We start from the raw sequence: 12,468 nt of genomic DNA, 5'->3' as shown, positions 1-12,468 counted from the left end.
TTCTGGTTGACGCCTTTTACAAGATGCCATGTGGGCAGAGGAGACTGAGTGCAGGTTTGGGCTATGCGTCGTTGTGGTCTTGCCAGGCGTCGATGCCGCCGCGCAGCGAGTAGACGTTGCTGAAGCCGTGGGCGCGGAATGGGTCTTCATTGGAGATGTGCTTAAAGGGCGACCGGCTGAGTTTTCCGCGTTACATGGTCTGGGTGAGCAGGTAGGGTCGAGCCCAAGCTGACCAAGAACCGGAAAGGACAGTAGCCGGCAATGGAACCTTATGTTGGAATTGTCGTGATGGAGCTTGCTAAGAAGTCCAGTTCATCTGCCCAAAGCTTCTTCCGCGAGGACTTTTATATTGTGTATGCGGAGTCGGACGAGAAGGCTCGAGAACGCGTTGAAGCGATGGCGAACGAGCAGGCCGATGGTGAGGATGTGAAGGTACGGCACATCGTGGATGTCGCGCCAGCCCTCTATGGTTATGTAGACCGCGATTGCGATCTCTACTCGCGGCACTTTGCGAACCTAGAGGACTACGAGCGTTTCGAGATGAAGCTCGGCGGAACCGACCCGCTGGCTGATTAATCGTAGACTTCGCGAAGAAACCTGCTGACTCTCTTCTGTGTTGGCCTGGCTAGCTTTCGGAAGGCTTTCGCACCGCGTGGCGTGAAGCTAATCTTCCACGCCACATTCAGCCTCTAGTTCTTCAAGAGAAATGGTCTCTAAATCGCCTCGGCGTCGGCTTCGGCCTCGAGCTCAGAGATGTGCTCTTGCCAGGCGTCGATGCCGCCGCGCAGCGAGTAGACGTTGCTGAAGCCGCGGGCGCGCAGGGCCTCGACGGCCTGTGCGGAGCGCAGGCCGCTGGCGCAGTAGAGGACAGCGAGGTCGGCGAGGTCTAGGGGCGGGTTGTGGCCGGCGAGGATGTCATCGAGCGGGAGGTGCTGCGAGCCGGGGATGAGGTAGGCGGCGCGCTCGGGGGAGGTGCGGACGTCGATAAGCGTGGCGTCCTCTGGGATGTCGCGGATGTCGGTGGGGTTGTCGGGGCGCGCCGGGGTGGCGCCGTTCGCGCGCACGGGGATGTATTCCCAGGTCCCGGCGAGGGAATCGTAGTAGCCCAGCGTGCCGATGAGCGGGGTGCCGATGCCCGTGAGGAGCTTGAGCGCTTCGACGGCCAGGGCGGAGCCGGCCACGCCGACGACCGGTCCCATCACGCCGGCTTGCGAGCAGGAAGGCACCTGCGGGTCGGTGGGGAAGAGGTCCTCGTAGACCGGGCCGTGGCCGGAGTGGAAGACGGTGAGCTGCGCGTCGTAGCCCAGAAGCGAGGCCCACACGTGCGGAATGCCCAGCTCATGGGCGGCCCAGGAGGCGAGGTGACGGGAGTAGAAGTTATCGGTTCCGTCGATAATGAGGTCAGCGCCGAGCAGCTGGTCCAGGGCGGTATCAGGTGTCAGGCGCGAGAACTCCTCGACGGTGCACTCCGGGTTGAGGGCGTTCAAGGCCGCGGCGGCGGATTCGGTTTTGGGCTGGCCTACGGTCGCGGTGGTGTGGATGACTTGGCGGTGCAGGTTGGAGAGGGAGACGGTGTCGTCGTCGAAAAGCAGGATGCGTCCCACGCCCGCGCCTGCGAGATAGAGCAGGGCAGGCGAGCCCAGGCCGCCGGCGCCGATGACGGCGATGGTGGAGGCGCGAAGTCGTTCCTGTGTGGAGGTTCCCCACAGGGCTTCCTGTCGTGCGTAGCGTGAGCTCATTCCAGGCCTACCCAGGTGGTGGTGTCATCGGTGTGCAGCTGTTCCTTCCAGAGGGGGACTTCCGCTTTGACGCGGTCGGCGCAGGTCGACGCGGCCTCGAAGGCGTCCTTGCGGTGCGCGGAGGCGGCGGCGACGATGAATGCGGATTCGCCGATTTCTAGTGTTCCAGTCCGGTGCGCGCACCAGAGGCGGACGGCGGGGAAAGCGGCGGCGACTTCGCCGGCGACGCGCTCAATTTCCTGCTGGGCTGAGGGGTGCGCGGTGTAGGTAAGGAGTTTCACACCGCGGCCGGAGTCGTGGTTGCGCACGATGCCGTCGAATAAAACGACGGCACCCGTTTCCGCGGTGGCGATGTCGGGGGCTGTGATGGTCTCAGCACTGATGTGCGCGCCAAGTAAGCCGTAGTTAGTGCTCATTGATGCCTTCCAGCTGGTTGATGATGTGGTGAAGAACTGGTTCGAGGACGGCGCAGCCGTCTTTGGCCGCACCCGTGGAGCCGGGCAGGGCCATGGCGAAAGTGGACCCGGTGACTCCGGCAACCGTGCGGGAGAGCGCGGCGGTGGGGATGGCCGCCGAGTGCGCATAGAAGGCGTGGGCTAGGCCGGGCAGTTCGCGCTCGAGGTGTGGGGTGAGCGCTTCGACGGTGCGGTCATCCGACGTGATGCCGGTGCCGCCGGAGGTGAGGATGACGGAGGGGGCGTTGGAAAAAGCGGCCTCGAGGGTGGAGTCGATGTCGGCGTCCGCGACGACGACGGGTTCCGGGGTATCGAAGCCCTGCTCACGCAGGAAGTTCACCAAGATAGGGCCGGAGCGGTCCTCGTACTCGCCGGCGGCGGCGCGGGTCGAGGCAACGATAACGAGTGCGCGTCGGGTCATGAGAGCGGGAACACCTCCACGAGGTCGCCGGCTGAAAGCTGCGTATTAGCCGGGATACGGATAAGGGCAGTAGCACCGATGGCCTGGGACATCAGGTGGGAGCTGGTGCCGCCGAGAAAGGAGGCTTGGGCGGTGCCGTCGGAGATAGCTAGGGTGCCACGGCGGAACTGTTCGCGGTTGTTGAGGCCTTCGGCGGGCTCAGTAAGGTGTGCTCTAAATGGGGCGGGAGCGCGGCCGATAACGGGCGCCAAGTAGAGGCGGAAACTTACCAGAGTGGAGATGGGGTTGCCGGGGAAGCAGACAACGGGCACCTCGCCCAAACGCGACAGGCCCTGCGGGCCGCCGGGCTGCTGCGCCACGTGACCGAACCAGCCGTCCTCTTCGAAGATCTGGCGGATTACCTCAAACTTTCCGTGGGAGATGCCGCCGGAGGTGACGATGACATCGGGGCGGTGGGTGATGACTGCTTCGGCGAGGTCCGCGCGCAGGGCAGAAGGATCGTCATTCGTGCGCACGAAGCCGGCCACCTCGATGCCATATTGCGCGGCCAAGGCTGCGAGCATGGGCGCATTGGAATCGGGGATGGTGGCCTCGCCCGCGCCACCGATTTCCGCACCACCGGTGCAGATGAGGATGCGGGCGGGCGCGTACGTGAGGACCTCGGTGAGGCCCTGGGAGGCGAGGGTGGCGATGGAGGGGGCGTCGAGAAGCGCGTGCTCATTGATGAGGGGCGTGCCTGCCGTGACATCGGAGCCGGCACGGCGGATGAACTGCTCAGGGGATGCCGGCACGGTGACGGTGGCGCCCTCCTCGGGGAAGTGCGGGGGCTCGCAGTGCTCGACGGGGACGATGGTGACGGTGCCCTCGGGGATTTTCGCGCCGGTCATGATGGGCAGGGCGGTGCCTTGCGGGAGTGAGCCCGGGGGATCACCCGCCGCGATGGTGCGGCCGACGGTAAAGGTGCCGCCGTGTGTAGTCGGAAGCGCATAGCCATCCATCTGCGAATTATCAAAAGGTGGAAGGTTGTGTTCCGCGCGGTACGTGGCGGCGGCGCGGCGGCCGAAGGCGCTGCTCAGGGGTGTGGAGACCGCGCGGGGTTGTGGAAGGACCGCGCGAACGGCGGCAAGGTGTTCCTCATAGGTGCGCATCAGGTTCCTTCCTGTCACGGAGGCTGGCATAGTGGCAGCCATGGTTGACATACACTACTTTGCCGCAGCCCGCGCCGCCGCGGGGCGCGCGCAGGACACAGCGCAGGCAGCGACGCTGGGGGAGTTGCTGGACGTGTTGCGTGCTCGTCATACCGGCAGCACCGAGGCCGGCATGAGCTTTGCGGAGGTGCTGGAGCGCTGCACCTTCCTGGTGGATGGCGCGAGCGCAAAGGAAGACGCCGTGCTTGCCGACGCCTCCCGCGTCGACGTCCTCCCGCCTTTTTCTGGCGGTTAGTGTCGAGTTCGCAACGGGCTGGTGAAGAAGTTCACCACGCCGGAGACAAGCGCAAGCACAATCGCGCCGATGATGGCGGCACCCCAACCGTCGATGACGAGCGAGTCCATGAGCGCGCTGACGAGGAGCAGGACCGCGCCGTTGATGACGAGCGCGAAGAGGCCCAGTGTCAGGCAGGTCAGCGGTGCGCCGAGGAAGCGGAGCACTGGGGTGACGACCTCGTTGACGATGATGAACACCGCCGCGATGAGCAGGAAATTCTGGGTGGTCGCAGGGGCGATGTCGATTCCGGGGACAATCGCTACCACAGCCCAGAAGGCCACCGCGACGGCAATGACGTTGAGTGCAAAATTGATAAATGTCTTCACAACTGCACTCTAACGCGGAAACTAGCTCTCTGCACCGAAAGCAGCGTCCCAGGCCTTGAGCAGCGTCTCGGTTTCCTCCGCCGTGGTGACGGTGATGCGCACGCCCTCAGGGAAGGCGCGGACGAGGACGTCATTCTCCGCGAGCTGTGCGGCGACCTCCTGCGGGGAGCCCAGCTTCGCAATGGAGTCGGCGGCGAACCAGATGTGGTTGGCCTGGGACTCCGGAACGCCAAAGTCTGCGAAGTGCTTAACCAGGCGGTCGCGCTGCTTAACGGTCTCGTCGGTGCGCTCGCGCAGCTCCTTCTGCGCGGCCAGCGAGGCCGCTGCACCAACCTGCGCCACCGAGTTCACGGAGAAGGGGATGGCCACCTTGCTCAGTGCCTCGATGATCTCGGCGTTGCCGAAGGCATAGCCCAAACGGATGCCGGCCAGGCCATAAGCCTTGGAGAAGGTGCGCAGGCCAATGACGTTGTCGTGGGTGTGGACATAGTCGGTGGCCAGCGGGACGGCATCGTTGCGGTTGTATTCGATGTAGGCCTCATCGAGCGCCACGATGACGTCCTTCGGAACCTTGGCCAAGAAGGCGTCGAACTTTTCCTTGGTGATGATGGAACCGGTGGGGTTATTCGGGTTGCACACGAATATCAGGCGGGTCTTGTCCGTGATGGCAGCCGCCATGGCCTCCAAGTCCACGCGGTGATCCGCGGTGAGCGGAACCTTGACCGGGGTGGCGCCCACGACCTGCGCGAAGATGGGATAAGCCTCGAAGGAGCGCCACGGGAAGACAATTTCATCACCGGGCACCGAGGTGATCTGCACCAGCTGCTGGCAGATGGCGGAGGAACCCGCGCCGGTGGTGACCTGCTCCGGGGTGACGCCAAGGTTTTCGGCGAGTGCCTTGCGGATTTCCACCGCACCCATGTCCGGGTAGCGGTTGACGTGCGCGACGGCAGTCTCCATGGCCTTCAGCGCGCCGGGCAGCGGCTCCTGGGTTGCCTCATTGGAGGAGAGCTTCAAGGCGTGCTCGGCATTCTTGCCGGGGACGTAGACGGGCAGGGAGGAAAGGTCTGGTCGAATCATGTTCTCCACCTTAGGCGTTGCGGGGGCCGCGGGGCCCGAAGTCGAAATCAGCGGTCTGCGGGCCGAAGGCCTGAAGTCCCTTCGGCGCATCGAAAGCGTCGAGGCGCACCTCGAGGAAGGCACCGCGCTCCGGGTGGGCGGCGATATCCTCCAGGGCCTTGGCCAATTCGCCCTCGGTCGAGGCCACGTAGGACTCCATCGTGGTGTCCTTCATGAACACCTTCGGCAGAGCCGTGTAGTCCCACATTTGGATCTCGTTGTACTCGCGCTCCATGCCCAGGATGTAGCGCTCGATGGTGTAGCCATCGTTGTTGACCAGCACGATGATGGGCTTGAGGTCCTGACGCACGATGGTGGAGAGCTCCTGGGCGGTGAGCTGGAAGGAGCCATCACCGATGAAGAGGACGTGGCGGCGCTCCGGGTTAGCCAGCTGCGAACCGAGGACGCACGGCAGGGTAAAGCCGATGGAACCCCAGATGGTGGAGTTAATGTACTGCACGCCCTCGGGCATGCGCTGCTGGCCCAGACCGATATTGGAGGTGCCGGCCTCGGCGATGACCACGTCATCTTCCTGGATGAAGCCGAGCATCTGCGGCCAGATGCGCTCCTGGGTCAGCGGGGCATCCGGGTTCGGCTCGAAGGGCTCGGGCTCGAAAGCCGCGCTTGTCGATGCCCCAGCTTCCGGGATGCGGTCGAGGAGGACGTCGAGAAGCTCCAGCGTATTGATGCCCACGAAGTACTCGCCGTCAGCGTTGAGGTGCTGGTCGCCGAAGTTGTAGACGCGGGCATCGGCCAGGTTGTGGGTGAAGGAGCCGGAGTTGACCTCGATGAAGCGCGGGTTTGTGGTGACCAGGAAGTCGGACTTTTCGATGCGCTCCTGCACGCCCGGTGCCGACGCCGCGCCGTTGTAGGTGCCGATGAAGAGCGGGTGGCGCTCAGACAAGATGGCCTTGCCAGAAGAGAGCTGGGAGTAGGGCAGCTGGGCCTTGTCGATGATGGCGCGGAACTTCTCCGTGAAACCGTGGCGGTTGGTGTCCTGGTCGATGAGGATGATCGGGTCCTTGGCCTTCGCGAGGCGTTCGAGCACGTAGTCCGCAGCGGCGTTCAGGCGCTCGGGATCGGAGGGAGCGAGCTCGGTGGAGAAAGGCTCGTCGGGGACCTCGATGGTCAGGTGAGTGATATCGGAAGGAATCTGGATGTGCACTGGGCGCTTTTCGCGCAGGCAGGTGTGCAGGGCGCGGTCGAATTCCTCGACCACGTTCATGGGGGACACACGCGTGGCCACCTCGGTGAAGGGGGCGAAGGAATCCAGCATGTTGGCAAAGTCGCCGTCGGCAAGCGAGTGGTGCAGGTTCCAGCGGAATTCGGTCGCATACTGCGGCGGCGCGCCCGCCAGCGACACCAGCGGGACGTGCTCGGCACGTGCACCCGCGATGCCGTTGAGGGCGGAGAGCTCGCCCACGCCATAGGTGGTGAGCAGGCAGCCGACGCCTTTCTGGCGGGCATAGCCGTCGGCGGCATAGGCGGCGTTGAGCTCGTTGCAGGCGCCGACGAAGCGGATGCCCTCGGAGGCCTCAATCTGCTCGAGGAAGCTCAGGTTGAAGTCACCGGGCACGCCGATGATTTCAGTAATGCCGATGGCCTTGAGGCGGTCCAGGATGAAATCACCAATGGTGGTCTGCATGATGAGGGTCCTTTCTATTTGTTACGGGCGTCGTGGCGCTTCTTGCCCAGCCAGATGAGGGCCAAGGTCACAATCCAACAGGGTAGGACAATGGCGCCGGTGCGGTAGTCGGGCAACATGAACATCAAAACGATGACGAGCGCGAAGAAGGCCAAGCACAGGTAGTTAGCGATGGGGTAGAGGGGCGCGCGGAAGGCGGCGTTCGGGCAGCGCTTGCGGAAGTTCAGGTGTGCAAGGGCGATGGCGGACCAGGAGATGAGCTCCGCGCCAACGATGATGGCGAGGAGAACGATCAGGATCTTGCCCTCGAAGAGGAAGTTAAGCAGCACAGCCGAGCCCATGAGTAGGGCGTTGAAAAGCAGAGCGCGAACCGGCACGCCCTTGGTGCTGACGGAGTTGAAGAAGGGCGGGGCTTGGCCGCCGCGGGAAAGATCCCGCAACATGCGCGCGCCGGAGAAGGTCATGGTGTTGAACACGGAGACGGCGGCGACGAGCACGATGAGGTTGAGGCCCGTGGCCGCGGCACTAATGCCCAAGGTGCTCAGCGCGCGCACGAAGGGTGAGGTGGAGGTATCAAGTTCGTTCCACGGAGCGAGCAGCACGATGATGCCGATGCCGCCGACGTAGAAGATGAGAATGCGCCAGATCACGTTGTTGATGGCCTTGGGCAGGCTCTTGGCGGGATCTTGGGCCTCGCCTGCGGCGGTGCCGATGGAGATGATGCCGCCGAAGGAGAAAATTACGGCGACGAGGGAGAAGAGCACACCGGCGGCACCGTTGGGGAAGAAGCCGCCGTGCTCGGTGATATTGCTCAAGCCGAGGGCGGGCTCCGGGGTGAGGCCAAAGACGATGGCCGCGCCGACGACGATCATGAGGATGAGCGCGGCGACCTTGATGAGGGAGAGCCAGAACTCCGCCTCGGCGAAGGCTCCGACGTGCACCAAGTTGATGGCGGTGACGATGACGAGCGCGACGAGGGCGGTGAGCCAGTGCGGGATGCCAGGGAACCAGAAATCCATGATGGTGCCCGCGGCGGTGAGTTCCACCATGCCGACGACGATGGTGGTAAACCACCAGTTCCAACCGGTGACAAAGCCAGCGATGGGCCCGATGTATTCGCGGGCGTAGGCGCTGAAGGAGCCGGCGACGGGGTGCTCCACGGCCATCTCACCGAGCATGCGCATGATGAGGAAGATGATGAAGCCGCCGATGGCGTAGGCGGCGATAACGCCGGGACCGGCCTCCTGGATGGAGGCACCGGAGCCCAAGAAGAGGCCCGTGCCGATGCATGAGCCGAAGGCGATCATTTGCAGGTGGCGCGATTTCATGCCGCGCTGCAGGCCGTCGTCTGCACTGGCGTTGTCGCTGGCGACAACGTCCTGTGCCCGGACGGAATTGTTGGTTGTGGTCATGTAGACGCCCTTCATGAACGTATATGTGTGACGTGGGTCATTTGGCTGTAGGAGATTATTGCGCAGCACAGTTTTGTTTGTCACTAGACAATATTCGGAAGTATCTTTGACATATGTCAAAAGTGACACCCCCACAGCTGACGAGCATCCAGGATATCGTCGACGAATGCGCCCAGATCCTGCAGCGCTCCGTTGAGGTGACCACCCCCGCCATCGCGGTGATTGTGGCTAGTGCGCAAATCGGTGCCATCGATAAGAACCGGGCGGCCTCCATTCTTAATCGCACCCCGCCCCCGGAGCCCATCCCGTGGATGCTCAGCTTCGGAATCCAAGAGGCTGTGCTGCCGGTACGCCTGCCCGCCAACCCGCGCTATGACATGCTGCCCCGCGTGGTCATTCCCCTGCGTCACGAGGACAGGCTGGTGGGCTACCTGTGGATCATCGATGAGCCCGCGCTGGGCGACGCCCCCTTGGCCCGCCTGGATTCATTGCTTGCGCCCCTTGCCAGGCTTATCGACGCACGCGATGCACCCCTCGCTGCCCGCGCCCAACAACTCGGTGAGCTGGCCCGCGAGGTGCTCACAGGTGATCCGGCTGCGCTGGCCGGTGCGCGGGAGCGCGATCTCTTGCCCTCCGATGGTGAGCTGACCGTGCATCGCGTGCTGGTGGAAGGCGATCAGCGTGCGGTGGCCGTGGAGCTTGCGCGCCCCTTGGTGCGCCGGCCCTTCTTGGTCGCGGATTCCCACGATTCCCTCGTGCTCGTTGAGTGCCGCCGCGACGACAAGGACACCGAGGCCCTCATGGAGGAGCTGCAGAGTGCCGCGCTTGTCACCGGCGCTGAGGTGGTGGCGCGTGGCTCGGCGCCGACGGCCCCGCAGGCGCGACTCATGGCGGACGTGGCCAAACTCTGCGGCCAGGATTCGCTGCGCTGGGAGGAGGCCGGTGCGTGGCGGCTGCTGCGCGGGTGGGAGCTGACCCAAGCAACGGTGGTGGAGATGAGCCCGGATGCCGCCGTGCTTCTCGACGACCCTCGCAACTCCTACTGGCAGACCCTGCTGACCTACTTTGAGCATTCCCGCAACGTCTCTGCGACCGCCGCTGCACTCTACATTCACCGCGCCACGCTGCACTATCGCCTCGACCGCGTCCGTGAGATTCTCGGGCCCGGCGTGCTGGATGATGGCTGGCGCTGCGCGGCTCTCTACGTTGCCCTTAAGCTGCATGCGGCGCTTCAGGGAAAGAATAGGGAAGCCCCATTTTGTCCCTAGGGGAAGCGCTCAGGTAGAGTGATGGACGATTCATTGCGAATCGCTGGAGACGTGCCAGAGCGGCCGAATGGGGCTCCCTGCTAAGGAGTTGACTTACTTGCGTAGGTCCGGAGGTTCAAATCCTCTCGTCTCCGCAAACTACAGAACCCGAGTCATCGTTTCACCGGTGGCTCGGGATTTTACGTTTTCAGTTCCTTCGTATGCCGACAGCCCGTGAGCAGGGAACTTAGAATGAAGGCGCTGACCTTAATCTGTGCTGGCTGGGAGCGTCATGGAGTTACTAAAAGAGCCAATTTGGGATGTGGAAAGTAACGCGAACATCGATCCCGATGAGAACTTTGTCCGAATATTTTGTTCTTTCCAAAATTCATGAGTGCTATTCCCCTCAGCCACTTCCCAAAGCAACGAACGGCATAGTGAGGTGGGGGATGAAAAAGAAGTAAATATCGGGCGAATGTGCTTGATGGCGAAATGGGGCAGGGGTGGTTCCGAAGAATTTTTGGTCGCCTAATTCAGCACTAGCGGCAGGACCAATACACCGGTTGAGAGCGCGAGCATGCCTAAGCAGTTGATCCAGAATTCACTGTCGAGGAAGTGGGCGCGGACACGGGCTGCTGAGGCTGCGCAGAAATATGCGATGACTCAAAACATGGATGCGATTCCTACGCTTGGGAACCAGAGTCCGTCGATGACTCCTGTGGCTGCGCGGCACTTGATGACAATGAGCGCCCACCACCAGTCTTTGGGGCGCTGGTTAACCCGAGTCTCAAAAGACTAGGGTTTGCGGGGAAGGGGAGGGATTATATGCCTTCTTGTGCGCCCTCGCAACAAATCTTGAGGAAGTTTATACAATAGTCTACATTTTACATCTTTTGCTTCCAATTATCCCTACTGGATGTAACTCTAGGGGTGTCCGATTTTCAGCCATCTTTTCTAGAAAGGATTATGGACATGTATCGTCTCAAGAAATCTACGCGTTTAGTGGTGCTGGTTGCGGCAGCAACAGTTTTTGCACCAGTCAATGCTAGTGCCGGTACTGAGACTGACCTCGCTGAGTCGACTCAGAATAATGCCTCTCAGTCTTCTGTTTCCTCAGAAGTTGCGGAAAAAGCAGATTCCTATGTTTTCCTTCAGGGAGACCAATTCGCGATTGCTAGAGAGGCAGAAAGCGCTCTTTCGCAAAAGGAACTGCAAGAAATCAAAAATGAAGTAGAGACTCAGAACGAAAGGATCAGCGAGGCCAAGGCTGATAGTAACCTTGAGATGAAGGTGGCGGGAGACTCGATAACTTTCTGGGAAAAAGGGCCGAAGATTTCGAGCGCTGATGATGATGACATTGATCCATACTTTCAAGAGGGTCGGAATGGAATTGAATTCCATGGGACTTATGTGAGGGTGCTACTGTCTAAAACGACGATTAACCGGGTGGGTGGCGGTGTCACAATCGCTGGAGTCTGGATTCCCGAGCCAGTTCTTTCCAAAATCCTAGCTACTGGAGGGGCTATTGCTGGTCTTGCGCCCGGTGGTATGTATGCAGACTATGGCATTGGTTCGATTGTGGCTGGCGCTTTCACACATAATGCATATCCTCAGCGGGTTGGTTTTCAATAAATTATCCTTCCTCTAAACAGAAAGGGGTTTAGGGAAAGGTAATTGGAATTTTGCCATATGGATGTTTCTGCATTGTTCAGATAACAGTCCAAGAGAATCTGCCGCCTGGCAAGAATAGAAATGGTTCTGGAGAGTAAAATATGTGGAAAAAGATATTGGCCACTGTGGGCGTTTTATTGATGATGCTTTCCGCTCAACTTCAGTGGCCGTATGGGGTCACGATTGCTCTAGCAATTTTGGTCATTTTCCTTGTGTTTGTTCCATCTGGGAAGAAGTAAATATCTGAGCAGAGGTGGGTATTTTAGCGGGCCTGCCTCTGTTTTAGATTGATTATTTATTAAGTTATGAAACAAAATACTATTTCTATAGTAGGCAGGCTAGCTCTTTTCTTTCTGGCTAGCGTATCTTTTGGGGCCACGGCTTCATCAATATCTACTGTTCAACAGAGGAATTTCGATCCTCTTTCATATATTGAAAGTGGAGATGAGGTGCAGGTGGGTCCTCCCCGAGGGGCGGTGACGTGTTCTGTGACTATCATTTCCCAGCAGCGGGCCTTGACTGCCGGTCATTGTGGTGAAAGTGCGGATGAAGTGTATTCGAAAGGTAGGCGTATTGGAAGTATTGGTGAAAACTACTTGTGGAGTAACCAAGGGATAGATGTTTCAGAAATACTTCTTGATCCTCCGGTAGATTACGTTCTTCGGGCTGATAAAATTAGTGATAAAAGTATCGAAATACCTTCAGCTATTTTTGCAAAAACCTTTCTCGGAGGGAGAATTGATGGGGTTGTCAACGACAAGAACTTATATTGTGAGGCATTTTCCATCAATGGGAGAGAATATCAGGCGCGAACTCTAAAGGCTCAAATGACTTCAAAACCTGGGGATTCAGGCGCCCCTGTCTATAATCCTGCAGGAGAATTGGTGGCCCTCATTGAAGGCGGCAATGGGAAAGGGGCTCTTCCGGTTTCGGGGTGCGTAGCGGGGT

Annotated in this window: 12 protein-coding genes, 1 tRNA gene and 1 pseudogene; 6 read left to right on the top strand and 8 right to left on the bottom strand. The window is 60.7% G+C overall.

The genetic code is table 11. The features are described 5' to 3' along the window. Nucleotides 1-261 precede the first annotated feature (261 nt). Nucleotides 262-576, top strand: coding sequence for a DUF4288 domain-containing protein (locus HMPREF2698_RS01500; RefSeq protein WP_042528787.1), 315 nt, complete (start codon nt 262-264; stop codon nt 574-576). A gap of 137 nt (nt 577-713) precedes the next feature. On the opposite strand, the gene HMPREF2698_RS01495 is transcribed toward HMPREF2698_RS01500, so the two are convergent. The 4 genes from HMPREF2698_RS01495 to HMPREF2698_RS01480 are packed head-to-tail and all read right to left on the bottom strand — an operon-like array spanning nt 714 to nt 3,763. After that, nucleotides 714-1,739, bottom strand: a complete 1,026-nt coding sequence (locus HMPREF2698_RS01495; RefSeq protein WP_070561644.1) for a ThiF family adenylyltransferase — start codon at nt 1,737-1,739, stop codon at nt 714-716. Next, the gene (locus HMPREF2698_RS01490) at nt 1,736-2,155 is read right to left on the bottom strand and encodes a molybdenum cofactor biosynthesis protein MoaE (protein WP_070561642.1); all 420 of its coding nucleotides are present in this window, start codon (nt 2,153-2,155) and stop codon (nt 1,736-1,738) included. The genes HMPREF2698_RS01495 and HMPREF2698_RS01490 overlap by 4 nt, the downstream gene beginning before the upstream one ends. Beyond that, nucleotides 2,145-2,615 carry a MogA/MoaB family molybdenum cofactor biosynthesis protein gene (locus HMPREF2698_RS01485; protein WP_070561640.1) on the bottom strand — a complete coding sequence of 157 codons (471 nt, stop codon included), beginning with the start codon at nt 2,613-2,615 and terminating at the stop codon, nt 2,145-2,147. Before HMPREF2698_RS01485 ends, HMPREF2698_RS01490 begins: the two co-directional genes overlap by 11 nt. Next, nucleotides 2,612-3,763 carry a molybdopterin molybdotransferase MoeA gene (locus HMPREF2698_RS01480; protein WP_070533415.1) on the bottom strand — a complete coding sequence of 384 codons (1,152 nt, stop codon included), beginning with the start codon at nt 3,761-3,763 and terminating at the stop codon, nt 2,612-2,614. Before HMPREF2698_RS01480 ends, HMPREF2698_RS01485 begins: the two co-directional genes overlap by 4 nt. A gap of 40 nt (nt 3,764-3,803) precedes the next feature. Here HMPREF2698_RS01480 and HMPREF2698_RS01475 point away from each other — a divergent pair, with 40 nt between their 5' ends. Beyond that, nucleotides 3,804-4,058 (top strand): MoaD/ThiS family protein, encoded by a 255-nt coding sequence (locus tag HMPREF2698_RS01475; RefSeq protein WP_070533522.1) that lies wholly within the window; start codon nt 3,804-3,806, stop codon nt 4,056-4,058. Here HMPREF2698_RS01475 and HMPREF2698_RS01470 read toward each other — a convergent pair. The 4 genes from HMPREF2698_RS01470 to HMPREF2698_RS01455 are packed head-to-tail and all read right to left on the bottom strand — an operon-like array spanning nt 4,055 to nt 8,602. Then, nucleotides 4,055-4,426, bottom strand: coding sequence for a phage holin family protein (locus HMPREF2698_RS01470; protein WP_070561638.1), 372 nt, complete (start codon nt 4,424-4,426; stop codon nt 4,055-4,057). The two genes, HMPREF2698_RS01475 and HMPREF2698_RS01470, sit on opposite strands and share 4 nt — an antisense overlap. A gap of 21 nt (nt 4,427-4,447) precedes the next feature. Beyond that, nucleotides 4,448-5,506, bottom strand: coding sequence for a histidinol-phosphate transaminase (hisC, locus tag HMPREF2698_RS01465; RefSeq protein WP_070561636.1), 1,059 nt, complete (start codon nt 5,504-5,506; stop codon nt 4,448-4,450). A 10-nt stretch (nt 5,507-5,516) separates the two neighbouring features. Next, on the bottom strand, nt 5,517-7,190 hold the full coding sequence (locus HMPREF2698_RS01460) for an alpha-keto acid decarboxylase family protein (RefSeq protein WP_070561634.1): 1,674 nt from the start codon (nt 7,188-7,190) through the stop codon (nt 5,517-5,519). 14 nt (nt 7,191-7,204) lie between these two features. Then, complete coding sequence (locus tag HMPREF2698_RS01455) at nt 7,205-8,602, bottom strand: amino acid permease (RefSeq protein ID WP_246819412.1); 1,398 nt, start codon at nt 8,600-8,602, stop codon at nt 7,205-7,207. 113 nt (nt 8,603-8,715) lie between these two features. On the opposite strand from HMPREF2698_RS01455, the gene HMPREF2698_RS01450 reads away from it, so the two are divergent. From HMPREF2698_RS01450 to HMPREF2698_RS13160, 4 genes and pseudogenes are all read left to right on the top strand, one after another. Beyond that, nucleotides 8,716-9,870 carry a PucR family transcriptional regulator gene (locus HMPREF2698_RS01450; RefSeq protein ID WP_070561632.1) on the top strand — a complete coding sequence of 385 codons (1,155 nt, stop codon included), beginning with the start codon at nt 8,716-8,718 and terminating at the stop codon, nt 9,868-9,870. Nucleotides 9,871-9,915: 45 nt separating this feature from the next. Further along, a tRNA-Ser gene (locus HMPREF2698_RS01445) sits at nt 9,916-10,004 on the top strand. Nucleotides 10,005-10,821: 817 nt separating this feature from the next. Continuing rightward, nucleotides 10,822-11,481: a hypothetical protein gene (locus tag HMPREF2698_RS01440; protein WP_070510733.1), complete on the top strand. Its 660-nt coding sequence runs from the start codon at nt 10,822-10,824 to the stop codon at nt 11,479-11,481. A 344-nt stretch (nt 11,482-11,825) separates the two neighbouring features. Continuing rightward, a pseudogene (locus HMPREF2698_RS13160) lies at nt 11,826-12,468 on the top strand (hypothetical protein); the annotation flags it as partial.

Origin of the sequence: Corynebacterium sp. HMSC072A02 (assembly GCF_001810085.1) — a bacterium.
Classification (GTDB): domain Bacteria; phylum Actinomycetota; class Actinomycetes; order Mycobacteriales; family Mycobacteriaceae; genus Corynebacterium; species Corynebacterium hesseae.
The sequence above is the reverse complement of the archived record's forward strand: the minus strand, read 5'-3'. Positions and strand labels throughout refer to the sequence as shown.